The following is a 25,365-nucleotide window of genomic DNA, read 5'->3' on the forward strand; positions in this document are numbered from 1 at the left end:
TCCTCAGAACTGTTTCTTGAAGCCCGCGTAAACGTAACGGCCGCGGTAGTCGGCAATGTATCGATCCCAGCCGTCGGAGCTCTCGGCGACGAACGGCAGATCTTCGTCGAACACGTTCTCGATGCCGAGATACACGCGCGTGCCGTTCAGCAGACTGCCTGCGCCCTCGTGGCCGTCGCCGAAATCGTAACTGCCTTGCAGGTCGACTTTCACGTAAGCATCGGCGTCGCGCTTGATGACGTTCAGAATCTCGTCCTCATAGCCGCCGGTGTAACTGATCGTGGTGACTGCATTCCAGCCCTCGCGAGCCCACTGCACGCTGTTCACCAGTCGCAGCCGGGGCATCGGCCCCACGGTGGTGTTGTAGGTGCCGAGGTACTTGGCGGTGATGCCGTTGTTGCTGTCTTCGAACTTGGTGAGATAGGTGCCGTTGAAGTCCAGCGTGAACGTACCGAGCCCGGTCGGCAGACGATAGCTCGCGCCCAGGTCGAAGCCGGACACGTCGCGATTGCCGCCGTTGTCCAGACGCAGATCCAGCGTCGGATACAGCGTGACCGGATCGCGAGTGACCGTGCCGCCGGTCGCCTGGCCGTTGAGCAGCGCCTGGCCGTCCGGCTGAGAGATCAGATCCGTCAGCTCCAGCGTCCAGTAATCCAGCGTGAACACCAGGTCCGAGTTGCCCATCGGCCGGACGATCAAGCCGAGATTGATGGTTTCGCCGAGCTCCGGATCGAGGCCGACGTTGCCGCCCTGGATTCGATCGACGGGCAGGAAGCCGCCACGGACCGGATCGTAGTAGAAGCCGCCCGGCTCGGTGTTGCTGGTCACCGGCGAATACAACGCGTCGAGGCTCGGTGCCTTGAACGATTCGGCGTACGAGGCCCGCAGCACCACCCTTTCATCGGCGAACGCGATGCGGCCGGTGAATTGAGTCACGGTCGACGAACCGAAATCGCTGTACTCCTCTTTACGCACGGCACCGGTCAATTCGGCGCTCTGCACGAATGCGCCCTCGGAGCCTGCGTCGAACACAGGCAGGCGCACCTCGCCGAAATACGCTTTCACATCGCGCGACTGCGAGATGGGATCGCCGGCATTGCCCAGCCACCAGTAGCTGACGCTCTGCCAGCTTTCATCCGGCTGGAAATCGTAATCGACGATCCGCTTCTCGACGCCCACGGCGAAATAAGCAGTGCCCGCGTACCAATCGAACAATTCGCCATCGACCTTCGCATCGACGGTACGCACGGCATTCTCACGCTCATAGGTGCTGGTGGGACTCAGCCCTTCCAGCTGCGCCGGCGTGTTCGCCCAATAGCCGAACGGATTGAAAGCCGTGGCGTCGGTGCGCGCCGCAGCCGCCTGCGCCGCACCGTAATCGATGTCGTTGCGATAACTCTCGTCGACTCGCTTCTGATAGCTCGAGTACGCCACTTCGTAGTTGAAACGGCCGAGCGTGCCTTCGAAACCCGCCGTGCCCAGGAAGTTGGTCGTGCGGAAGGTTTCCGTCATGTAGCCCAGCTCATTCGGGCCGAACAGATACCAGACGTGCACGTCCTGGCCGAACGGGTTGTAGGGATTTGCGGCCGGTACCGCGACATCGATGATCGGCGGGTTCGCGTAGAAATCCTGATGCCGGCGATCCGCATAGCCGCGCGTGAAGAACACCAGCTTGTCGTCGATGAACCGGTACTTCGCCGACCAGTGACCGGACATGCGATCGTAGGGCGGCGACGTCCCCAATTCATTGGTGGAGTAAGCCTGATCGCGACTGAAGGCCACGTAGTCGGCCGGATTGCTGCTGTAACTGCCGGCGTTGAAGCGCGACAGGTCCAGCGACAACGGATGCGTCGGATCCGAGCTCAGCACGATCTGGTGCGGCAAGGAGACGCGACCGCTGCGACGATCCAGACCGCCGTAGGCGCGGTAGTCGCGGCTTGCGGTGAGATCGCGATCGAACTTGGTCAGGCCGTCGCGCTTCTGATACGACAGGCTGCCGGTGAGGCTGAACTTGTCCTCCGTCAAGCCGAACACCGCGGCGGTGCGCACGAACGACTGGTCGCCTCGCGAAGTGTCGCCGTAAGAACCGTGCAGCTCCAGGCCGCTGAAGTTTTCTTTCAGACGAATGTTCACTACGCCCGCGACGGCATCGGAACCGTAGATCGATGAAGCGCCGCCTTTGAGGATTTCGATACCTTTGATCGCCTCGGCCGGCACGGCGCCGATGTCGGGCACGTCTTCACCGCCGAAGCGGCGCCCTTCCACCAGCACCAGGGTGTACTGATCGCCGATACCGCGCAGATTGATGCTGCTGTTACCACCTGCGTATTCGTCGGTGGTCGGCGAGTTCGACAGACCGGTGTTGATCGGCATGGTGCGCAGAAAGTCGCCGATCGACTCCGCCGGCGTGTTCTGGAACTGCTCCTCGGAAACGAACTGGATGGGCTGCGCCATCGTATCCAGCGCGGCCGCCTGGGTGCGAATCGAGCTGCCGGTGACGGTGATCGTATCGAGCACTTCCGTGTTCTGGTCGGGCACCGTCTGCGCCATCGACAGCGCCGGCAACAGACTGGCGGCGCCCGCGCTCCACAACAATGAACGAATCAATCGACCAAGGTTCGAGCGACCCGAACCCGAATTGCACGCGTGCATCAAACTCCTCCCGGCGTTGTCGTTATGGTCTGGCAGTCGTTGCAGTCATCGTACATACCATTCACATGCAATGAAAGTTGTATTTTGACATCGGATCGGCGCCGCTCGGACGAGCGCCGTCAGGTAATTACTCGGTACCTGACAGATGCTCCGCGAGGTATCGCCACGAGCGCCGGCGCACATAGCTGTCCGCGGTCGCGTCTTTGTAACGAATGGAGTGATCGCGCCCGGGCAGGATCAGGAGGTCGAACAGCTTGTTGGCACGAACCAGCGCGTCGACGACACGCATCGTGTTCGCGACCGGCACGTCGCTGTCGGTTTCGCCGTGAATGAGCAGCAGCGCGCCTTGCAACCGCTTCACCTCATCCATGTTGGTGGCATAGCCCCGCGGGCCGCCGGCCGGACCGGTGAGCGGATCGCCCCAATAGAACTCGCCGGAGTTCATCTCATAAATATTGTTGTCGTGATTGCCGGCGGAGGCGATGCCCACCTTGTAGAACTCAGGATCATGCAACATCGCCGCCAGGGTCATGAAGCCACCGCCGGAATGGCCCATCACACCGACCCGTCCGAGATCCATCCACGGGCGGCTCGCGCCCAGCGATTCGATGCTTTCTCGCAGGTCCGGCAACGGGTAGTCGCGAATGTTTCCTGACGTTCTGGCGTGGGTCTGATACTCCACACCGCGGGAGGACGCCGAGCCTCGGGTGCCCGGTGAAATCACGATGAAGCCGAGCTGCGCGAGCGCCGCGTTGACATGAGACGGCGAGAATCGCGTCGGCACGTAGTCGCCGGAAGGCCCGGGGTAGACGACGGCAACCACCGGATAGCGGCGCTTCGAATCGAAATCGAATGGTCTCCACATCACGCCATACAACTCAGTGGTGCCATCCGCCGCCTTGATCTTATAACGCTCCGGCGGTTGCCAGCCCGCCGCGCGCAGCGGGCCGGGCTCGGCAACCGCAAGTTCCTTCACGATACGACCGGCGCGATCTCTGAGTACGGTGCGCGGTGGCGTCGTTACAGTGGAGAAGCTGTCGATGAAATATTTCGCTGCAGCCGAGGGCGCGAAGCTATGTGTCGCCGGCTCGGTATCGAGTCTGCGTTGGCCACCGCCCCCCAGGCTCGCACGAAAAGCATGCACGTAGTAAGGATCGCCGCCCTGCCCGTCTCCATAGGCTTCGAAGAAAAACTCGCGCTTCCCCGCATCGACATGCAACACGCGACTGACGGCGATGGCTCCGGAGGTGAGCTGACGGATGAGCCGCTTGCGGCGCGCATCGATCAGATAGTAGTGCACTCGTCCATCGCGGTCGGACTTCCAGATCAACTGTTCGCCTTGGCCCACGAAGGCGACTTCAGGAGCGCGCACGGTGAAATAGGAGTCGCGCTGTTCGCGCCAGATGACTTCCACTTCGCCATTCGGTATCGCGACCCGGCACAACTCAACGACTTCGTACTGGCGCTGCATGCGTACGAAGTACAGCGAGCGGCCATCTGGCGCGGGGAAGATGCCGCCGCCACCGACGTCCATGTTGCCGACGTACGCCCAACCGTCGTTGGCGATGAGGCGTCGTTGCCCGGTCGCGGCATCGATCAACCACAGCTCCGCTCGGGGAATGTTTTTATCGCCCGGATAGGCGCGTCGCTGCTCGATGCTCGCCGGCCTCGGAGCCGCGGTCGAATCGGCGAGCCACACCGAGCCTACCTGACGAAAATCCCAGCGCTCGGCGACCAGCCAGGAACTGTTGCCCAGGAACTGGACCAGCGGCGCCTGTCCCGAACGAATCGGACGAGCTTGTGGATTGCTGTCCGCATAGCGCGGATCGAACGTTCGCCACAGCTCGCCGTCGTCGGTCAGCTGGCGCGTGCCGGCGGCATCGACCACGAACAGATTGTGATTGTCGGCGTAGACCTGGAACCTGCCGTCGCTGGAGCTCACCCGATCAGCTGGCGCGGCGACGGGCGCAGCCATGCTGTTTGCGACCGATGTGACTTTGCCACCTGGCAGCTGGATTCGCTGACGCTGGCCATCCGCCGCGCTCCATTCGAGCCACGAATCGTCGTCCGCCCAGCTCGGCGCCAGCGCGTCGATCGATACGTCGCGGGGCAGGATGCTGGCAACGCGCGGCTGCACGAACGTTTCAGCCCGATCGAACCGATCCCCCCACTGCCCGGCAACGGCCTGTGCCGTCACGGCCCACAGCAGTATCGATCGGAGCGTCGTTCTCATTTTCATACCATCCAAAACGTTTGTAGATGGAGCCGGCTCGACCGCCGTGTCGAGGCGCGCTTCAGACGATGACGGGAACCGGTTCGCGGCGGCGTCTGGCGCTGGCTCGCGACGTTCCAGTGGTTTTGCGAGCGCTGCGCAGGGAAGCGGCAATGCTGTCGATGAGCTCTTCCAGAATGGCGTCGGTCTGCGGCCCGAGGCGCAGATAGATCTTGCGGGCGGCCAGACCGCTCAGCGTCAGCACCACGATGTTGCAACAAGCGAGGCTCTGCGCTTCGCCGGCGGCCGCGTCTTCGAAGATATCCAGCCACAGCCGCTCGATGCGCGTCGACAGGCGGGCCAGCGACTCCACCAGCTTTTCATGAAAGCGCACGTCGGCCCGCGTGCCACGGACGATCTCGACCATCGCGAAATAGTCCTGGCTGCTGTAGACCTCCCAGATCAAATTGACGACGGTCGCGACCCGCTGCCGAAGATCGCCGCCACGGGCCTCGGGGCGCGCGTCGAGCTGCTGAACCAGCGAATCGGAAACCCGCGTCGCGACCTGTAGCAGCAGCTCGTTCTTGTCGCCGAACAAATGCTGGGCGGCGCCCCAGGTGACCCCGGAGGTCGCCGTCACATCGCGAGCCCGCAGACCCGCATAGCCCTTCTGACGAATCACCTCGATGACGGCGTTGATGAGCCGGTCACGGGTCAACGTGCGTCGCTCTTCCTGAGTGCGGCGGGGCGGGCGCGGGGCTGCCCGTTTGGCACGGCGAGGCTGATCCATCTGGCGTCCTTCTGGCGGTATTCGAATCGTTTACCAGTGCGGCAGTCTAGCATAGCGCGAGGCATCTACATTTCACCAGAAATGTATCTGTTGCCAGACCGGCCTGCTCTGCCCTACGCTCGACGCGGTGAGCTCCCCCATCGCCAGCCCCGTCGCCGCCCCATCGCGCGCCAAACCCTCGTTCCTGGTCATGCTGCGCGAACAGCCGCCCGGCCTGTACCTGGTGGCGATCACCGAGTTCTGGGAGCGCTTCAGTTATTGGGGCATGCTCGGCCTGCTGGTGCTGTTTCTCACCGCAGCGCCTGCCACCGGCGGATTCGGCTGGACCAGCGCCGAAGCGCTGACCCTCTACGCCATCTATACCGGCGCCGTATTCTCCGCGCCCGCGCTCGGCGGTTTTCTCGCCAGCCGCTACTTCGGCGAGCGGGCCTGCATCCTGTGGGGCGGCGTCGCCGTCACCGCCGGGCATTTCCTGTTATCCGGACCCGCCGTGGGTCCGTGGTTGATCGAAGCGGTCTCGGGATGGCCGGTCGGGCAGTGGCTGAATTCGTGCGGCATTCCATTGGGCAAGGTTCTACCGTCGCTGACTGTCAGCAGCGCGCTCCAGTCCGGCAAGTGCGCCACCGACAGCGCGGGGACGAGTGCCGTCGCGCTTGCCTACCACCTGCAAGCCTGGACCTTCCTGCTGGGGTTGGTCGCCATCGTCGCCGGCACCGGCCTGATCAAATCCACCGTCTCCTCCATCGTCGGCAAGCTGTACGCGCCCGGCGATGCCAGACGCGACGAGGGCTTCGGCATTTTCATGGCGTGCATCTATCTGGGCGCGCTCATGTCGAATCTGGTCGCCGGCACCATCGGCGAATTGCTCGACTGGCACTACGGGTTTGCGGTCGCCGGCATCGGCATGGCCGCGGGCCTCGCGGCCTATCTGTCGCGACATCGGCAACTGCTGGGCGACATCGGCATGAAGCCCGATCGCGCGCAACCCATCCAGGACGACGACACTCAGCGCGTCCCGGCTCATGTGCAACGAGGCCGCATCGCCGTCGCGGTCCTGATGAGCGTGTTCGTGGTCCTGTACGCGCTGTCGTTCTATCAAAAGGGCGGCCTGCTCAACCTGGAAACCCGCGAGCACGTCGACCGCCACGTATTCGGCTTCGAGCTGCCGACCACCTGGCTGCTGAGCATCAGCACCCTGGTGTTCATTCTGCTCACCTTGCCCGCCGCGCGTCTGTGGCGCTATCTGGCGGCTCGTCATCGAGAGCCGGACGTGGTGGCAAAGCTCGCGCTCGGTCTGGCTGCGCTCGCCTGCGGTTATGGAATATTCGCACTGGGACTGGTCGAGAAGACCGTGTCCGCCGACGGCCGTTTCAGCCTGTGGTGGATGATCGGCATGTACTCGTTGTTTGCTCTGGGCGACCTGCTCGTGTGGCCGACTCAGCTCGCCGCGGTCAGCCGCCTCGCGCCGCCACGACACGCGGCGTTCGCTGTCGGCAGTTGGTATCTCACCATCGGGCTCGGGAGCTGGCTGACGGCGACCACGGCGCCGATCAACGATCGCTTCGGCATTTCGGCCGTCGCGATCGTGTTGATGAGCCTGTGCGGTGGAGCGGCGCTGCTGCTCTGGCTGAGTCGCGCGCGCTTGATCAAGCTGACTTACGGCGCGCTCGACACCCGGCCGACATCGTGATTGCGAAACCAGCCGAGCGCGAGGACGACCGCAAAGCGTAGCGTGTTACTTCGACGAATCATCCGCAGCTCCGACAGCGCTCTGCACCGTCCAGCGACGCGGCCCGTACGGACGCGAGCGCGGCCAGACTTCATCGAGCGTGTCGCCTTCGTACAGGCGACCATCGAGCATGACCCGGTCGATCTTCACCGAGTTGCGCAGATCCGCGAGCGGATCGGCATCCAGGATGACCAGATCGGCCAGCTTGCCGACCGCGATCGACCCTAGATCGCGATCCAGTCCGAGGTATTGCGCGTTGCGAATGGTCGCCGCTTCCAGGACTTCGACGGGATCGAGCGCAAAACCGAACGTCCACATTTCCCAGTGCGTGCCGAGGCCCTGCTCCTGGCCATGCCCGCCGATGCCGACCCGGCCGCCGGCGCGCACGATGTCCTTCACCGCTTCGACGGAAAACACCGCCGGATACTCCGACAGCGGACGCTGCGTCTGATTTTTCTTGCGCATCAGCTGATCCCAGCGAACCCAGCGCTGTTGTTTTGGATCTTCAGTCAGATGCTCGCGCGACAGGAAATATTCCAGCACGTACAGCCCCTGCCCCGGCGTGATCAGCTCCGGGTTGTAGACCACGCCCGAGCGCGCCAGGAACTGGATGACATCCGAGTACAAAGGAATATCCAGGATGGGATGCTCCCAGGCCGTCTGTCCGTCCATGACCATGCTCAGATCGTAGGCGAAATCCATGCCTTCGCCGGTGACGAGCACATCGCCGCGCCGGCGCGCGACCTCACTGACCCACTGACGCTGTGCGCGCCGGGGCTGGTAATACTGCTTCAGACCGTGCGCGCCCCAGGTTTGCAGCCGATCGGCAACGCGATTCGCATGAGCCAGATTTTCCAGCGCCATCGTGCCGCGGGCACCGACGATGACTTCGCCAGTGCTATACAACCTCGGGCCAATCAATTTTCCAGCCGCAGTGAGATCGGCCGCGGGAAAGACCAGCTGCGATGCTGCCGCTGGATCGAACGTCGTGGTCACTCCATAAGCCAGATAGTTGGCCGACTCGGCCCGATGCGGAGGCACGATCTCGCCGTCCAACGCGCCCGAATGATGATGGGCATGCACATCGATGAGGCCGGGAATGACGGTCTTGCCGCTCAGATCGATGACTCGATCCGCCTTGCCGAGGGCAACCTCGCCGACGCCCACGATGCGATTGCCCCGAATCAGGATCGTGCCGCGATCGATGACCTTCCGATTGTCGAGCGTCACGATGCGGGCGTTGGTCAGCGCGATCGTGCCGTGCGGCTTGTCACGTGGCAGTCGCAGGTCGAGCGGCCACTCGCGAGCAACCTTGCCACTGGAGTCGAGCTCGTAGGCACGCGGTCCGCGAACAAAGACCAGCTTTCCCTGCGAATTCCAACGAGGAAAGAATCCACCGCTCGGACCGATCTCTCGCACGCCGGAGTTCGGCGCAAGACGATCGATGAATGGCGCGGTCGTGCCGGAGCTCGAAGGCAACGCTGCCAGATACACGGTCTCGGCGGCACCAAACGCAATGACTTTTCCGTCCGGCGACAACTGCGCGTCGGAGATATTTTCAAACGTCGCGTGCGTCTTGCCGTCGCTGCCATCGGGCCGGACGGAGCGCAACGCCGTCGACGCCGCGGGCGACGACTTCATATCCTCCGCCGTCGCCTGAGTCATGAAGTAGATGCGGCCCTCACTCGAGTAGCTCGCGCGAATGTACTCCTCACCCGCTGGAATGATGCGAGCGACCGTTTGCATCTCGCCGCCAGCGACAGGAAGCCGCACCAGCTCATTCCATGGCGTGCGAGCCGTGCCTTCTCCGCGAAGCGCGCTCCCAGAGCCGCGGGTGACGACGATCTCGCGCCCGTCCGGACTCCAAACGGGATTCAAATACTCACTCGCAATGGTAGTGAGCCGCTGCGGCTGCCCGCCCGATGCCGGGATTCGCCACACATGGCCGCCGACTTCATCGCTCCAGGTGGTGTATGCGATGGACTTGCCATCCGGGGACCACGCCGGCGACAGCTCGACCGTCACCGCTTCGCTCGCACCGGCCGGCGTCAACCGCCTCGGCTTGCCGCCCTTGCGATCTTGCAGCCAGAGTGCCCCCGCTGCTTCGAACACCAACGATCTTCCATCCGGCGACAGTGACGGCCACCGCGGAAACTTCACATCGAACGAATCGTCAGCCACACGGAACGACGGCCGGACCTGCTCGGAAATCTCACGCTTCACTTGCGCACGGAACGCAATCGTCTCGACGCGCTTATCCGCCACGTACCCGCGTCGCAGCTGGCCGCCTTCGGAATAAACGATCGACTGACTGTCGCGCGCCCAGGAATAACCCGGCAGCAGGCGGATCTGATACATCGTGTGGGTTTCGAGCTGATCGGGCGTCAACGCGTCGATCGCCAGCCGCTCTTCTCCGGTCTCGAGACTGCGCAACCACAGACCGGTGCGTTGTGAGTATTCGACGTTGTTATGCCGCGTGACGCCGCCAGGCACGCGCCGCGCGTAAGCGAGCCACTTGCCGTCGGGAGAAATCGATGGCGCGAAAGGATAGAACGGCTCGCGGTGATAGTAGCGTCGCGCGGCGGTCTCGCTCACCACCTGATCGATGCCGGTCGTCATATCGATCCGGCGAATCTCGTGCTTCGTGCCGATCTTGTAGTAACCCTCGGCGATCACCGGCAGCGAGCTGCTGTGGTAATAGACGAAGCGTCCATCCGGCGACACGGAGGGGCTGTCGACCAGCGTATTCCTCGAGGTGGCCAACTCGACCGGCGCACCGCCCTCCAGCGGAAATTTCCAGAGCCGATTGGTTCGACTCCACGGCCCCATCGAATGTGGGTAGTAACGTACGGCGACGATGGCCTTGCCGTCGGGAGACCACGCGGGCTCGGCAACAGGTGTATCGAGATCGGCGAACACCTGCCGCGGATTGCGACCGTCGGCATCCATCACCCACAGATTGTTCTGACCGCCGCGATCGGAGACAAATGCAATCCGCCGGCCGTCCGGCGAGAACTTCGGGTGATAGTTGAGCGCGATGCCGCTGTTCTGAGTGAGACATTGCGCCTCGCCTCCGCCCACCGGCACGCGATACACCTGCGATAGCAGATCGAACACCAGCCACCGGCCATCGGGCGAAATGTCGACCGACATGCCGGTGCCTTCGGTGGTGGCGAACTCGATGGTGCGCGTCTTGCCTCGCGGCTGCGTCACGTCCCAATTGGCGAAGCCGATCTCGGTATCGGCATGCGTCGGATTCGACGCCCATACCAGACTGGCGCAGCAGGCCAAAGCCCGAAACGCGCGACGCAAACGGATTGCTCGACTCACATGAACTCCAGTCAGCGACGACAAATTGTCACTGGCGCAGGAACGGTTGTTACCAATCAGCGAACGACAGCTCCGGTCGCATCGATGACCTGCACCGTCCCCAGTTGCAAAGCCCGCACCTCGGTCTCGATCTTCGCCAGGTCACCTTGAATCAACCAGGTGAGCGCTTCGGGTTGCAGCAGCCTGGCAGCGGCTGCGCTCAGCTGCGGTGGCGAGAGCGCCGCCAGCTGCGTGACGTAATTCTTCACGTGATCCTCTGGCAATCCGTTGACCAGCATCTCCGTGTAGGTACTGGCCCAATCGCTCAATGTTTCATTCTTTCCGGCCAGCGACAGCGTCAGCCCGTCGCGGGCGAACTGAATCTCGCTTGCAGTCGGCGGGCGCGGCCCCCGCACGGCGCGCAACTCTTCGAGGATCTCTTGAATGGCAGGTGCGGTCTTGTCCGTCTGCACGGGCGCTTCGACCATCAGCGTGCCGCCGCTGCGAGCGCCATTGAGCATGGAGCGCGCTACATAAGCCCAGTGCTTGTCTTCACGAAGATTCAAGTTGAGCCGCGAAATGAAGGTGCCGCCCAGCACTGCGTTCACGATCTCGAATGCCGGATAGTCGGGCGCATTGCGGGCGGCGGCCGGGGAACCTGCCATGATCAAAGACTGGGTGGCGCCCGGGCGGTCGACCAGAAAAACGCGCGCCTGACTCGGCGATGCCACGACAGCAACAGGCTTCGTCGGCAATGCTTCCGCCGGTGCTCGCCACGCGCCGAGGTGCTGCTCGAGGACGGCCGCGAGTTGGGTGAGCGTCGTGTCGCCAACGACCAGCAACGTCGCATTGTCGGGGCGCACCCAGCGACGATAGAACGCTTGCACGTCAGCCTGCCGCAACGCTCGGATGGACGATTCGGTACCGCTGCCGGTGGCGCCCGTCGCATAGGGATGATCGACGCCGTAAATCTGTCGCGGCAGCAGACGCATCGCCAGCCCTCGCGAGTCCGCTTGCTCGCGCGCAATGGTTGCAAGGCGCGCCGCTTTCAGCTGATCCAATGCGCTTTCGGCAAACACCGGTTGCAACAGAATGTCACCGAACAGCGCTAACGAGGCGCCCAGTTGCGGCGACAATGCGCTCAGGCTGAGGACCGACGCATCGAGCGACGAAGAAACATCGATTTGCGCACCGAGCGCGGCGGCATGCTGCGCGATCTGCAGAGCGCTCTGCTTGCGAGTGCCCTCTCTCAGCATGTCGAGAGCAACCGACGCGGTGCCGGGCGCTGCCTGCGCATCGGCTGCGTGGCCGATGTTCATGATCAACCTGATATCCACGGCAGGAACGTCGTGACGCTCCGCCAATGCAACCTGCAAGCCGTTGGACAAGGTCATGCGCTGAAGCGCACTCAAGCGGGGGACGGACGGCGCCCCTGGCCCCGGCAACTTGCTGCGATCGACGTGACTCGGCGTTGTTTCATACTTAGGTGTGGTCCGGGCTTCCAACACCAACGCGCCGTCCGTCAGCCACTGCCGGGCGACGCTCCGCAGAGTCTCGGGCGTGGCACCTCGAATCCATTGCAGACGCGTATCGTGGAAGTCAGGTGAGCCTGCATACAGCTCTCCCAACCCCAGCAGCATCATCTTGCCGTTGCGAGCAACGCCATTGACCCTTTGAATGGCCTGCACGTAGCGGGCGTAGCTCATCGTCACCGCCCGCTGCACTTCGGCAGCGGAGGGTCCGTCGCGTAACAGCCGCGACATCTCATCGTCGAGCGCGGCTTCGATAGTCCGTGGTTCGACGCCCTCTCGGGCAGCGACCATGATCTGCAACTGCGCGCCGAGCTCGAACACCGTCACTTTGGCTTCGACGCCAGTCGCCAGCTTGTCGGTCTGCACCAGTCGCTGATAGAGACGACCGGTTTTCGGCTCGCCCAGAATGCTGGCGAGGACCTCGAGCGAGGCGTGCTCGCGCGTGGCATAGCCTGGAACATTCCAGATCTTATATAGGCGGGGCTGCGGCACCTGGTCCTTGACCACCACACGTTGCTCGCCGCTCTGCTTCGCCACCCAGGCCGTGCGTCGTTCCAGTACGGGTCCGGGCGGCAGATCGCCGAAATACTCCTGCACCTTCGCGCGCACCTCGGCGGGATTGACCGCGCCGGCGATGACGATCACGGCGTTGGCCGCACCGTTGTAGTCCCGGAACCAACCACGCACGTCGTCGAGCGTGGCCGCGCCCAGATCTTCCATCGAGCCGAACTCGTTGTGTGAGTAAGGATGCTCGGGCGGATAAGTATGGGCGGCGATGATGCTATCGATCTTGCCGTAAGGCATGCCCTCGTATTCCCGCTTTTCGTTCTGGACCACGCCGCGCTGGACATCGAGCTTGGCCTGATCCGTGACGCCCAGCAGCCGCCCCATGCGATCCGATTCCAGCCACAGGGTTCGATCCAGAGCCCCGGTCGGCACGGTCTGGTAATAGATCGTGTAGTCGCGCTTGGTCCAGCCGCTCATGTCGACGGCGCCGGCCTCACGCATCGGCCGGAAGAATTCTTCGTTGTGATTGTCCGAGCCCACGAACATCAAATGCTCGAACAGATGCGCGAAGCCGCCGCGCCCGGCGCGCTCTTCGCGACTGCCGGCGCGATACCAGACGCTGACCGCGACGATGTCCGCCTTGCGGTCCTCATGCACGATCAGCGTGAGGCCGTTCGGCAGGACCGAGCGTTCATAGGGAATCTGATTCGCCGTTGCCCGCGTCGACGCGAATGCGCCGAGCACGAGCAGCAGCACCAGAAGCAGCCCCTGGGTCAGGTCTGACTGTGAAACAACTTGCGTGGCACGTTGCAGAGACACTCGACCCCCGATCCGGTCACCAAGAGCGGTTCGCTGATGACGATGCTGCCGCCATCGGCCCAGATCGCCGGCAGGAAATGAATGGTCGCGCCCGGCCGCAGTACCGTCATATCCCCGGCACGCAGGCTCGCGGTGAGCTCGCCCCCGGTCGGTGGAAACGCGATGCCGATGGAGTAGCCCGAGCGCGATTCCTTGGCGATGCCGTGACGACGCAGGATTCGCTGGGTTTCATCGCTCACCTGCCCGCAGGTCATGCCGGGCTCGATGAACCTCAGCATGTGATCGATCACTTCGAGCGCCACCGCTTCGAGCCGCAGCATCGTGGCCGACGGCTGACCGACCACGACCGTGCGTCCCATCGGCACCTGATATCGCAAACGATTGCCCATCAATTCCAGATTGACCGTGGTCTGCGCAGCCAACGGCTGATCCGTCCATGGCAGATGCGGCGTATCCGCCCGAGCGCCCGACATCACCAATGCGGGAGTACTGCAGTAAACCCCGCCCGCCTCCGGCACGCCGCCGATTTGCGCGGCACATATTCTGGCGACCACATCGCATTCGCGCACGCCCGGGCGAATGGCTGAGATCGCCGCCTCCATGGCGGCTTCCAGCAAACGTGCCGCCTGACGCATCACCGCGATTTCCTGCGGCGACTTGATGAAGCGCACCCAGTTGACCAGATACGAGGCATCGACCAGCTCCGCTGCCGGCAGCGTCGCCGTCAGGATCTCGAAACTCGCCACCGAAAAATAATAGGCCTGTTTTTCGATGCCGACGCGGCGCGGCTTCCAGCCACGCGACGCGATGGTCTGCGTGATGAAGCCGTAGGGCGTCTCGGCTTCGTTTTGAATCAGATGCTCCGGGTAGCCAATGATGTCGTCCGCGGACAGGCACGACGTCAGTCCCACGCCCCGCACATCCATGCGTCGCCCCACCCACGCCGGTGCACCGACTGCAGGCACCAGCAATACCTGCGGGGTGTAGAACGACCAGCCGTCATAGCCGCACAGGTAATAGATGTTGCACGGGTCCGTCACCATGAGCAGGTCGAGCCCGCGGCTCGCCATGACCGCGCGAATTTGAGCCAGGCGCGAGTCGAACTCGCGCTGCTCGAAGATAGGATGCGGCAACCGACTCTCCCTCGGTCTAGAAGCTGTAAGTCACCCGCCCCTTGATCAGGGACGGATAAGCGTAGGCGATGCCCAGATCGGGCGATCCATACTGCGACGTATAGATCTTCTCGTTGGTGATGTTCTGCGCGTTCAGCTCCAGCAACAGCTGCGGCGTCGCCTTGTAGGACATCCGCAGATCGAAGCGCGTGTAGGACGGCAGTTGATAAGTCCCCAAGGTGTTCACTTCACGCTCGCTGCGACTCACGACACCGCCGCCGAACGTCAGCGACTTCAGCGGTCCACCCAACACTTCATAGGTCGCGAACAGCGAGTAGGAATGGGCGGGCGATGCCGGCGGCGTCTGCCCGACCTCGGCCGGCCGCGCCGACTCCCTCACATCCACGTCGAGATAGGCATAGCTCGCCAGCAGGTTGAAGCCGGGGAAGATCTCGCCCTGAATCTCGGCCTCGATGCCGCTGTGGACCTGATCGCCGACGTTGATATAAGTGGCGGGCTGACCGGGCGCCACGACGATCGACGATGCCGAATCGGTGCGTTCGATACGGAAGGCCGAGACGCTGTACTGCGCGCGCTGATCGGCGATCTTGCCCTTGAAGCCGACTTCGTATTGCACGCCGGTCTCCGGATTGACCGGCGTTCGATCGGCGCGCAACAGCGTGGCGTTGAATACGATGCCTTCGCTGTAGCTGAAGAAGACGTTGTGATTCTCGGCCAGCTTGTACACCAGGCCGGCGCGTGGGACCCACTGGTGGTCCTTGGCATCGTCGATGATGGTCGTGCGGCCGTAGGTGGTCGGCAGGTAGTCGTAGCGATTGCTCTCGATACGCGAGTAGCGCATGCCCAGCAACGCCGACAGACGTTCCAGCGGCTTGAAGTAGGCCATGGCCGTGACGCCGGAGAAGATCTGCTTGGTGGAGAAGAACTCGCCCGGCGCGGCCCGACGCGTGTTGACGAAGTCGAGCGGCTCGGGATTGAAAATATTGTCCGCGCCGATCGGCTGATTGGCGAACGCATCCTGCATCAGCTCGTTGCGGCGCCAGTCGGCGCTCACCAGCACGCGCTGCTCGCGGCCCTGCCACTCGAACACCTGCTCGGCCGACGCATCGAAGCTCAGGTCTTCCTTGGTCTTGTATTCGATGGACGGATACTGAGTCGAATTGCCGTTGGCATCGGCCCCGAACAGATAGGTCGAGAAGTTCTCCATGCGGATGCGCGAGTAACCGCTCTTGAACGACAGCTTGAGGCTGTCGGTCGCCATGTGGTCGACGCCGGCGAACACGAACGTGTTACTGCTGTCGATGTCGGCGGCGGTGGTGCCGTTGTTGGAGCTGCGCGGCACATCCGGCATGGTGTAAACGCCGTTGATGCGAATCAGCGGAAAGCCATCGCTGCTCGCGCCGGTGCGCTGGTCGTAATAGCCCTGCAGCAGTACGCTCGTGTCACCGAAACGGAAGCTCGCGCTCGGCGAGATCAACTTGCGATTGTCGCTGGTGTCGCGAATGAAGGTGTCGCTCTCCTGCCAGGCGGCGACTGCGCGCACGCTGACGACGTCGTTCAACGCCGTTTCGCCGTCCATCTGCACGCGCTGGAAATCGTAGCTGCCGAACTCAGCGCCGATGCGCGCGCCGGAGCGGCCGGTGGGCGCCTTGAGCACCCGATTGATGGTCGCGCCGTAATCCGATTCACCGTACAGCGAAGAAGCCGGGCCGCGCACGAACTCGACTCGATCCATGGCGAAGTAATCCAGATCCGACTCGGAGTCGGCGGACAGCCCGTTGATACGGAACGAACGATCCCGATTCACCTGGAAGCCGCGTGCAAACAAATTGGCTTGCGTGCCATCGCCGATGCCGAGCAACTCGATGCCGGGCGTATAAGCGACCACGCCCGCGGTATCGTTGATCGCCGCGATATCCAGGAACTCCGAGGACATCACGGTGAGCGCCTGCGGCGTCTCGATGACGGGCAGCGACAATTTCGAGGCCGCGTTGGAAATTTCCGGCAGGAACTTGCGCTGCGCGGTGACGACGATGGTCTCGAGCTCGGTGGCGCTACTTTGCGCCAGGCTGATCGTCGGTGCAGCTGATACCCCGAGGCTCACGGCCAGCGCGGCGACGGGCGTTGAAATTCTAAACGTCATTGCAATCTCCCCATGGTTCTTTGGGAACGAACCGGCGGGTCCAGCGCCAGCTCATCAACAGCTATCGAGTCAACGTATCCGTCCGCTGCGTTTGCCGTTCGACCTCGGCGCGACTGAGTGGCGCAGGCAACAGCCGCTTGTCCACATACGCAGGCAGCTGATCGGCAATGTGTGGCGAGCCTGGGCGCGAAGCATTGCCGTAGACCAGCAACGTTCCCGCTCGCGGGCCCTGCGGCGTGAACTCGACGATTTGGATGTACCCTTCGCCGCCCACCGCAATACGCCGGCCCTTCTCGTCCGGCGCGTTGTAATTCATCTTGGCAATGATGCCGACCGAATCTTCCGAGCCATTGGCCGGCACATCGGCGATCGGCTTCGGATGAGTGAAGTTCGCATCGCGGCTGACCAGCACCACGCGATTCGCTTCGCCCCAGGCCACATCGAGCACACCATAGGTTGCGACCGTGGCTCGAGCGGCATCTTTCAACGCAGCCAATGCCTGCGCTCCATCCGCGAGCCCCGCGGGCGTTTCCAGCGGGCGCGAAGGATCGTACTGCTCACGAAACTTCGGATCGCGCACACTGGCGGCGCGAGGCGAAGCGGCCATGCGCTTGCTGTATTCCTGCCACCACTTCACGAACAGCACCGAGCCCCGGCTGTTGCGATCGGAGGTGCGATCCCACTCGCGCAGCAGCTTCGCCGCGGCACTCACCTGCTCGTCCGCCTGATCGCCGACCTGCGCCAGCAACTCCGGCAACAACCGATCCGCCATCAGCATGCGCGTGGAAAATTTGGCGCGCACCAGCTCGTCATAAGAGAACTTCGGCTGCGACAGCAGTTGCAGCGCATTCGCTTCGGATCGTGCCCACATGCGATCGAACGACAGCCACGCCGGAAAATCCCTGGCATGCAACACCGCGGGGAACGTGCTCGTCCACGGCGAGTCGTTGGCGTTCAACACGAAGCCCGACGGCGGATCGATGACCTTGGGCAAGGAACGCCACGGCACGATTCCTTTCCACACTTGTTTCGGATCGTCGCCGGGCAGAATACGGTCGTAGTCCTCGTAGGTGCCGCCCTGACGCACCGGCCGGCGTCCGCCATCGACGATCATGATGCGACCGTCGGCGTCGGCGTAGATCACATAGAAGAACGGCATCTGCAAGCGGCTGAACGCCGATTCGAATTCCTTGAAATTACGCGCACGCCCCATGTCCCAGTACTGCGCCACCGGCGACGGTGCGTCGAGACCGGTCACACGCAGCGCCAACGCCTTGTCACCTTTGCGAGCCACGATCGGACCGTGGATCGATTCAGAGATGGTGAAGTCGCGGGTCTCGCAGTCATTGCTCGCGCGACACACTCGAACGGCATCGGTCCGCGAGCTGAGCGGCTGCAACTTCTGACCGAAGCGGTAGGACTCGCCGCTCAGCGAAAGCTCATAGAGGCTCGCGGTCTGGGCCCGATTGTCGGTGTGCGACCACGCGATACGATCGTTGAAGCCAATGGAAATGGCAGGCAGACCGAGGAAACCGGCGCCGGTGAGATTCACTGTGGGTCGCTGCGGATCGCCGACGACGACGTGCGCCTGCATCCATTGCCAGGCGCCGCGGTCCGGCGCTTGCTCACGCTCCGGCGACAACACCCCGTTCACACCGAAATCGAGGTGCGGGTTGCCCATCAGCATGGTCGTGCCGGCCGTGCTCTTGCTGGGTGCGATCGCCCAGGCATTCGACGCCGCGCGCCGCTCTTCAGATTTTGCCGGAGGCGCAGCTTCCCATTGCTTTTTCAACTGCAGCGGCCCGAGCGCCTGGAAGCCGAACTGCATGGTCCATTGCCACACCGCCAGCGGGTCGGTCTCGGTCAAAGGCAGGATGGCGCGGATGGCCGGTGGAATGGTGTCTTTGTGATCCGCCGCGTAGGCATTTGCGCCTGCGACGAAGGCGCTCAGATATTTGCGCTGGACATCGCCGCCCTGAACGAGCCACTGCCGCGCGCGCCGCTCCGACCCCATCGTGCGGATGAATATGTCATGCGCGACGGATTCATCGTTGGTGCCCGGGCCGAAGTATTCAGCGTAACGGCCGCGTGCCGCCGCGACGTTGACCAGCAACTGCTCGGCGTGATTCGTCATCTGGGCATAGCCCAGGCCGTAGCACACGTCCTCTACCGTGCGGCCGTAGATGTGGGGAATCCCGTAACGATCCCACCGGATCTCGACCTCGGCCGCTCGAGCCGATTGCGTCGCCTGAGCCAACCAGAGCAGTAACAGACAGGACAGAGTTCGCAGCATGATTCGATGCTATCGATTATTTCATACCATTTGCAAGGTATTTTTCTGAGCCGTGCAATCGTCAGGGTGCGCGAGGACCACCCTGACGGCAGTGACTAACGGGGCATCGGCCCGAAGGTGCGCTCGAAGAAATCGAAGACTCGTTGCACTGGAAACAAACCGTGCTTCGCGTCCGGCACGATGTAGAACTCCGTCGGCGTGCCCCGCTCCATCAACCGGTAGCCGAGGTCGATCACCGATTCCATGTGACCCGCCGTATCCAGCTCGCCCATGATGAACAGCGTCGGTGCGCGCCACGTCGCGGTGTGCGACGTCGATGAAGATTCGAACGCCAGATCCTCGATCTTCAGCCGCTCGGACAACCGGATGAACTCCGGCGGCTCGCTCGGCCAGTCGGCGGTCTCGCCATCTTTTTTCATCTCGACCACCCAGTCGGCCACGCCGCTCATGTGAACGCCAGCCGAGTAATCCTCCGGCAACCGGCTCAATGCCAGGCCGACGATGTGCCCGCCGTAGGAATGCCCGACGATGCCGATGCGCTTCGGATCGACGTCGGCGCGCGATTTCAGATACTTCGCCAGCGCCGCGAGATCCTTGACCTCGCTGCCGCCCGTGGCGCCGCGCTGCTCCGGGAATCGATAGTCCAGCCCGAAGCTCGAGCCGCCTCGATAGTTGATCTCCAGGAAAATGTAGCCGCGACTCACCGCATACTGACCCAGCGGCGTGTAAGGCCCGTAGCCCGCTCCCGGAGCCACGCGCCCGGTCGGGCCACCCTTACTCGACACGATCACGGGATAGCCACCCTTCGGCGGCTGACCTCGCGGCACCATCATCAAGTGATGAGTCACGACACCGTCGTCGGCGCGCACCGGGACCACCTCGACATTCACAAACTCATCCCAGAGTTTCTGGAACTTGCGATTCTCCTCGGACTGCGGCGTCAGCGTGATGACGCGCTTGCCGTACTCGACGACGCGACGATTCGGCATCCGGCCATTGGTGTTCGCGACGTAGACGAGCGCGCCGTCGGACGTCAATCGAACATTGCCATCGACGCCCTGGCCGGAAGTCACGCGCTGCGGCCGGCCGCCCTCCAGCGACAGTTTCCAGACATGCTGACGCGGCAAGTCGCCGATGTTCGATTCATACACCACGCTGTCGCCAGTCGCGCTCAGCACAGGCGCCGTGACCTCTCCCTCACCCGGCGTCAACAACGTCGCCGTGCCGCCCTTCGTGGGGATGGAATACAGCAGCTGCCAACCGGTCTTTTCCCAAACAAACAAAATCCGGTCCCGCGCCCAGATCGGAGCGATCAGATCCGGCGGCGGCGCGCTGCCGATCCCGGGATCGGCGCGCCACAACGTTCGGACCGCACCACTGCCCGGATCGGCGAGCTCCAGACTCCACGGCACGCTCGTTCGATATTCCGAGAACCGATACGCCATGGTGTGATTGGCTGGAATGCGCATGAAGACCAGCTGCTTGCCGTCCTGCGACCAGGAAGGTTTCAGATCCGCGAACACGCCCGGCGCGAGATAGCGATGCGCCAATGTTTGCAGATCGACCACACCGATATAACGCTGCCCGGCCTTGCGGATGCTGGAGAATGCGACTCGTGCGCCGTCCGGCGAATACACGATGTCGTCGATGCCGACTGCCGCGTAGTGCTCGGCGTTGTTTTGTAACAGCGGCCGCCGCGTCCAGCCCGCCGCTTGCTGCCGAAACTCCCACAGCATGTTGCCATCGGCGAATGCAAAGGCACGACCATCCTTGGCGAACGACATTGCCCCCGACGGCACATCGGCGCCGCTCGCGAGGCGCTTCGAATCGCCGCGATCCACATCCATTTGCCACAGCTCTCGCGTATCGCGTTCCGGATGCGGCCCGAACGCGGGCTGCTTGCGCCCACGGGTGTAAAAGATCGAGTGCCCGTCGGGCGAAGCCACGATCTGCCCGAGGCTGATATTGTCGGTATGAGAAGTTGCCTGCGCCGGCTTGAACTCCGGCGGCAGCGCGACGAACAGATTCTTGCCGTCACTCCACGCCACGAACTTGCCCCGGGGCGTGGCGATCAATGCCGGGGGATCCCAATCATCCATGCTCCGGTGGGCTGCGATCGCCTCCTCGAGCGTGAACTTCTCCGGTGTCGACGCCCCGAGCGCCATGGGCAGGAACAGCAACGCCGCCAGTTGAACCCTGAGCATCGATCGACCTCGCGCGAACGTGGAAGCATCAGCCTACGACATTCGCGGCCAACCCGATCGCGAATACCCGCCGTCGATCATCGCGCCCGGGCCCGCTGCCGGATCGGCGGCGCTGGCCGAACAACGATTCGGTCAGAGCCACCGCCAGTACCGCCGTCCCGAGAGGTCATCGAAGGCCGATGAGCGCCACCCGATTTGCGTCGGGTTGGCGTGGCCCACAGCTCTCGCGCCACAAGTCGCCCGCCTTCGACGACGATCTCATAACTCACATCGGGCGAGTCGCAGCGCCAGTGACCCGCCAACGCCTCGAGCTGTGCAAGGGGCACGGTCGCTCAGAAGTCGTAAGACACACCGAAGCGATAAGTGCGAGGCTCGCCCGGCATCACGAACGTGCGGCCGTAAGACGCGGGGAAATAGTCTTCGTCGGCGAGATTGTTGACGTTGAAGCGCAGTGTGTACCGGTCTCGATCGTACGACACGCCGGCGTCGCAGACCGTGTACGACGGCAGCTCGAAGGCGTCGCTTTCCGCACCCACGTATTTCAGATCGCCCGCCTGCGCGCTGTAGTGGCGCACGCCGGCACTGAAGCCAAGACCGCGCAGCAGGCCATCCGCAATGACGTACTTGGTCCAGACATTGAAGCCGTTCTTCGGGATATTGACCGTCGGCGAGCCAACCACGAGCTCGTTGTCGCGCGTGATTTCCGCATCGGTGTATGAGTAGTTCGCGATCACTTCCCATGTCGAGGTGATGCGTACCACACCGTCGATCTCCAGGCCGCGGCTGCGCTGCTCACCGGTAGTGATGAACACATACTCTTCGGAATTCGGATCGTCGGTGGCGAGGTTCTGGCGCGTCAGCTGATAGATGGAAATCGTGCCGGCCAGCCGATCGCCGAACAGTTCGGTCTTCAGGCCGATCTCGAACTGTTCGCCGGTTTCGGGCGGCAGCGGCTCGCCGGCTGCCGTGACATACCCGCCCTGCGGCTGGAACGACTTCGCATAGCTGGCAAACACGTTGGCACCGGGCACCACCTTGAAAGTGACGCCGGCACGCGGAGTGAACTTGCGGTCCTTGGCATCGTTGTCTTCGGTCCAGTCGTAGCGCCCGCCGAACAGGACCGAGAAGCGCTCGGTCAGCTCGACCTGATCTTGAAAGTACGCGCCGACGCGTTTGAGCCGTGTCGGGATCAGCCGGCGCACCGAGAAATCCGGCACTACGGTGCCGTACTGCGGGTTGAACAGATCGATCGGCGCCAGCCCCGGACCGGAAAAGCTGTAGTACGCGAAGCCTTGGTCCTGGTCGAATCGATAGTAGTCGACGCCCCCTACCATCGTGTGCCGCGCACTGCCGGTCGCCAACTTTGCGATCAGCTGATTGTCGACTGCGTAGGCCTTCGCCTCCACCTTCTGCTTGCGCGCATAACGATTCATTGTGCGCAAGTCTTCATCGACATACCACGGATAGATCGCCTGGAAGTCCACGTCGATGGCACTGGCACGCGCCATTTGCCGAAACGACAGCGCGTCGTTGAAGTCGTGGGTGAAATCCCAGCCTGCCTGGCGTCGCTCGATGTCCGCGCCGTCGCGGAACGCCGGCTCGCCGATGGCGCGTGTGCGTGGAATGCTCCCGGCGGGATTGGGGAGAACGGTTCCTTCGGCCGGCAGCGGCTGCGCAATGCCGGTGTCTTCGCTGATGAATTGCCCCAGCAAGGTGAGATGCGTGGCATCGCCGATATCCCACGTGAGGGCCGGCGCGAGGAAGTAGCGCTTCGCCGTGGCGACGTTATCCACGAAGCTGCCGTGCTCCCGGTAGAGCGCGTTCACTCGTAGCGCGACGCTCCGGCCGATTTGCGTATTGCCATCGATGCCGATGTCCCGATAGCCGTAGCTGCCCGCGGAGGCTTCCAGATGCAGAAACTGTTCGCGCTTGGGTCGCTTGCTCACCAGGTTGACCAGACCGCCGGCCGGCGACTGACCGAACAGCCCCGAGACCGGACCTTTCAACACCTCGACCTGTTCCATGCCGAACAGTTCTTCCTGCGTCCAGAAGGTCTGGTCCGCGAGCAAGCCGTCGAGGAAGGTGAAGCCGCTCGAGTCGAAACCGCGGATGCGATAGAAATCGAAGCCCTGAAAGTAGCCGCCCGGGACCACGCCGCCGGCATTGCGTAACGCATCCTGCAGCAGCACGACGTTCTGGTCGCTGAGCAGTTCCCGATCGATGATGGCGACCGACTGCGGCAAGTCGATGAGCGCTACGGGTAGTTTCGCGCCCTGCGCTGGCCGAGTCATCGCATGACGCTTGGCCAGCACGGTAATTGCCTCGAGCGTCTCGACGCCCTCCTCGTCAACATCACCAGCCGATGCGTCTTGCGCCAACGCCGCGGTCGCTGCAAATCCAAACGCGGTGGTCGCACCGACGGACCAAAGAATACGAGCAAACATTGTCATGCCCCAGTCTCCCCAAGTTGTATTCGTTGCCCGCGAATCCCTGGGCGCTTGCCGGCGCGAATTGCGCGGCGGTTCGTCGAGACAAAACTTACCAGTGGCCCCCTGCACATCCTGTCTCGTCCGGCACGGGCGGTATCGCGACAGGGCCAATGCAAGCGCAGTTGCTTCCGATACGCGGCTCGCTGTGCCACATTCGCACCGGTCTTCCAACACGGTCCTTGTGCGTGATCAAGATGAAAATATTCGCGCCGCAATCTCTGGCGATCGTTGCGATGTTGATCGGGGCCGCCGCCGCAGCCGCCGGGAACAGCGCGGAAGTGCCCGAAATTGCGGCCATCCGCTCAGCGACACCCGAGACACGGGCCGCAGCTGTGGCGACCCTCTGGAGCGCAGTGGCCAAGCGTGGCACGCCACTACTGCAGTTGCTGCCGGAACAACCGGGCCGCATGCGCGCTACCTTTGTCTGGCAGCAGCCCGAGACCGAGAACGAACCCAACGTCGCGCTCATCGCCAGCTTCGCTCCCGGCGGCAGCCGACAGGTCGTGCCTTTCGAACGTCTGGCGGGCACCAACGTCATGCAGACGAGCCTACTCGTCGATGCACGCGCTCGATACCGCTATTACCTGGCTTGGCCGCGCGGGCGCAACGACGACCCGCAGGCCATCTGGCGCATGCAGGCGAACGGCCTGACGTACGAGTTGTTTACAGATCCTCACAGCCGGCATAGCTATGTTGACGATTTCGAGGGCGCGCCAACACCCACATCGTACTTCGAAGGTCCGGCCGCGCCGGCCGAAGCGTGGCTGCAACCGGATCCTTCGATTGCGCCCGGTTCGATCGACACCTTTGAAATCGCCAGCACCCTCCTCAACAACAGCCGCCGCGTGTCCGTCTACACGCCGGCCGGATATGCACGCAGCACCACCCGCCTGCCACTGCTGGTGCTGTTCGATCGCGAGGGCTACCTCCTCTCGGTGCCGACGCCGACGATTCTCGACAACCTGATTGCGGACGGCACCGTACCGCCGCTGGTCGCCGTGCTGGTGAGCGCCATCGACGGCACTCATCGCAGTAAAGAGCTGTCGGCAAACGCGCGGTTCGCGGCGTTTGTGGTCGATGAGCTGCTGCCTCGCGTACGCAAGGACTATCGCGTGACGCGCGACCCCCGACTCACGGTCGTCGCCGGCTCGAGCCTTGGCGGACTCTCCTCCGCCTACCTCGGCTACCTGCATCCGGAGACGTTCGGCAACGTGCTGTCCTTGTCGGGATCCTATTGGTGGCACCCATCGGTCGACGGCGATGATGAGCACTCGACGGACCAGGGCAGCGGCTGGTTGCCACGCCAGTACGCAGCGCGCCCGCGACTGCCGTTGCGCTTCTATCTGGCAGTCGGCAGCGCGGAGGGGGCGCCGATGCTGACCCCGAACCGGCTGTTTCGCGACGTGCTCACCGCCAAGGGCAATCCATTGCGCTATGACGAGTTCCAAGGCGATCACAGCTATCTGAATTGGCGCGATGGATTGGTCGCGGGCCTGCGTTTCCTGCTGACCCAGCGAACCCCATGACTGCCATCTCGGGTGTTGATTGCGTTA

The 25,365-nt window shown here is 63.3% G+C and carries 12 protein-coding genes; 2 read left to right on the top strand and 10 right to left on the bottom strand.

Translation table 11 applies throughout. From position 1 onward, the window contains the following. Positions 1–3 precede the first annotated feature (3 nt). The 3 genes from EKO19_RS21095 to EKO19_RS21105 all read right to left on the bottom strand — a co-directional run bounded on the left by EKO19_RS21095 (position 4) and on the right by EKO19_RS21105 (position 5,654). Positions 4–2,652 carry a TonB-dependent receptor plug domain-containing protein gene (locus tag EKO19_RS21095; protein ID WP_129778404.1) on the bottom strand — a complete coding sequence of 883 codons (2,649 nt, stop codon included), beginning with the start codon at positions 2,650–2,652 and terminating at the stop codon, positions 4–6. Between the two features lie 127 nt (positions 2,653–2,779). Beyond that, a complete protein-coding gene (locus EKO19_RS21100) occupies positions 2,780–4,885 on the bottom strand; it encodes a S9 family peptidase (RefSeq protein ID WP_175597141.1) in 2,106 nt (701 codons plus the stop codon). 61 nt (positions 4,886–4,946) lie between these two features. Then, positions 4,947–5,654 (bottom strand): TetR/AcrR family transcriptional regulator, encoded by a 708-nt coding sequence (locus tag EKO19_RS21105; RefSeq protein ID WP_129778406.1) that lies wholly within the window; start codon positions 5,652–5,654, stop codon positions 4,947–4,949. Positions 5,655–5,781: 127 nt separating this feature from the next. Here EKO19_RS21105 and EKO19_RS21110 point away from each other — a divergent pair, with 127 nt between their 5' ends. Next, positions 5,782–7,344, top strand: coding sequence for a peptide MFS transporter (locus EKO19_RS21110; protein ID WP_129778407.1), 1,563 nt, complete (start codon positions 5,782–5,784; stop codon positions 7,342–7,344). 45 nt (positions 7,345–7,389) lie between these two features. Here the strand turns inward: EKO19_RS21110 and EKO19_RS21115 are convergent, their stop codons facing one another. The 7 genes from EKO19_RS21115 to EKO19_RS21145 form a co-directional block, all read right to left on the bottom strand. Beyond that, complete coding sequence (locus EKO19_RS21115) at positions 7,390–10,713, bottom strand: amidohydrolase family protein (RefSeq protein WP_129778408.1); 3,324 nt, start codon at positions 10,711–10,713, stop codon at positions 7,390–7,392. Between the two features lie 56 nt (positions 10,714–10,769). Beyond that, entirely contained in the window at positions 10,770–13,550 is a 2,781-nt protein-coding gene (locus tag EKO19_RS21120; protein ID WP_129778409.1) for a M16 family metallopeptidase, read from the bottom strand. Then, on the bottom strand, positions 13,505–14,683 hold the full coding sequence (locus tag EKO19_RS21125; RefSeq protein ID WP_129778410.1) for a M24 family metallopeptidase: 1,179 nt from the start codon (positions 14,681–14,683) through the stop codon (positions 13,505–13,507). Before EKO19_RS21125 ends, EKO19_RS21120 begins: the two co-directional genes overlap by 46 nt. Before the next feature lie 16 nt (positions 14,684–14,699). After that, on the bottom strand, positions 14,700–16,826 hold the full coding sequence (locus EKO19_RS21130) for a TonB-dependent siderophore receptor (RefSeq protein WP_129778411.1): 2,127 nt from the start codon (positions 16,824–16,826) through the stop codon (positions 14,700–14,702). A gap of 61 nt (positions 16,827–16,887) precedes the next feature. Continuing rightward, a complete protein-coding gene (locus EKO19_RS21135) occupies positions 16,888–19,119 on the bottom strand; it encodes a penicillin acylase family protein (RefSeq protein ID WP_129778412.1) in 2,232 nt (743 codons plus the stop codon). Positions 19,120–19,214: 95 nt separating this feature from the next. Next, positions 19,215–21,323, bottom strand: coding sequence for a prolyl oligopeptidase family serine peptidase (locus EKO19_RS21140; RefSeq protein WP_129778413.1), 2,109 nt, complete (start codon positions 21,321–21,323; stop codon positions 19,215–19,217). A gap of 332 nt (positions 21,324–21,655) precedes the next feature. Then, positions 21,656–23,773, bottom strand: a complete 2,118-nt coding sequence (locus EKO19_RS21145) for a TonB-dependent siderophore receptor (RefSeq protein WP_129778414.1) — start codon at positions 23,771–23,773, stop codon at positions 21,656–21,658. A 233-nt stretch (positions 23,774–24,006) separates the two neighbouring features. Here EKO19_RS21145 and EKO19_RS21150 point away from each other — a divergent pair, with 233 nt between their 5' ends. Then, complete coding sequence (locus EKO19_RS21150; protein WP_175597142.1) at positions 24,007–25,338, top strand: alpha/beta hydrolase; 1,332 nt, start codon at positions 24,007–24,009, stop codon at positions 25,336–25,338. Positions 25,339–25,365 lie beyond the last annotated feature (27 nt).

Source organism: Peristeroidobacter soli (genome assembly GCF_004138485.1).
GTDB classification, from domain to species: domain Bacteria; phylum Pseudomonadota; class Gammaproteobacteria; order Steroidobacterales; family Steroidobacteraceae; genus Steroidobacter; species Steroidobacter soli.

Coding starts and splice junctions, on each gene's coding strand:
- EKO19_RS21095 (WP_129778404.1), bottom strand. CDS start 2,652: ATGCACGCGTGCAATTCGGGTTCGGGTCGCTCGAACCTTGGTCGATTG.
- EKO19_RS21100 (WP_175597141.1), bottom strand. CDS start 4,885: ATGAGAACGACGCTCCGATCGATACTGCTGTGGGCCGTGACGGCACAG.
- EKO19_RS21105 (WP_129778406.1), bottom strand. CDS start 5,654: ATGGATCAGCCTCGCCGTGCCAAACGGGCAGCCCCGCGCCCGCCCCGC.
- EKO19_RS21130 (WP_129778411.1), bottom strand. CDS start 16,826: ATGACGTTTAGAATTTCAACGCCCGTCGCCGCGCTGGCCGTGAGCCTC.
- EKO19_RS21135 (WP_129778412.1), bottom strand. CDS start 19,119: ATGCTGCGAACTCTGTCCTGTCTGTTACTGCTCTGGTTGGCTCAGGCG.
- EKO19_RS21140 (WP_129778413.1), bottom strand. CDS start 21,323: ATGCTCAGGGTTCAACTGGCGGCGTTGCTGTTCCTGCCCATGGCGCTC.
- EKO19_RS21145 (WP_129778414.1), bottom strand. CDS start 23,773: ATGACAATGTTTGCTCGTATTCTTTGGTCCGTCGGTGCGACCACCGCG.
- EKO19_RS21150 (WP_175597142.1), top strand. CDS start 24,007: ATGAAAATATTCGCGCCGCAATCTCTGGCGATCGTTGCGATGTTGATC.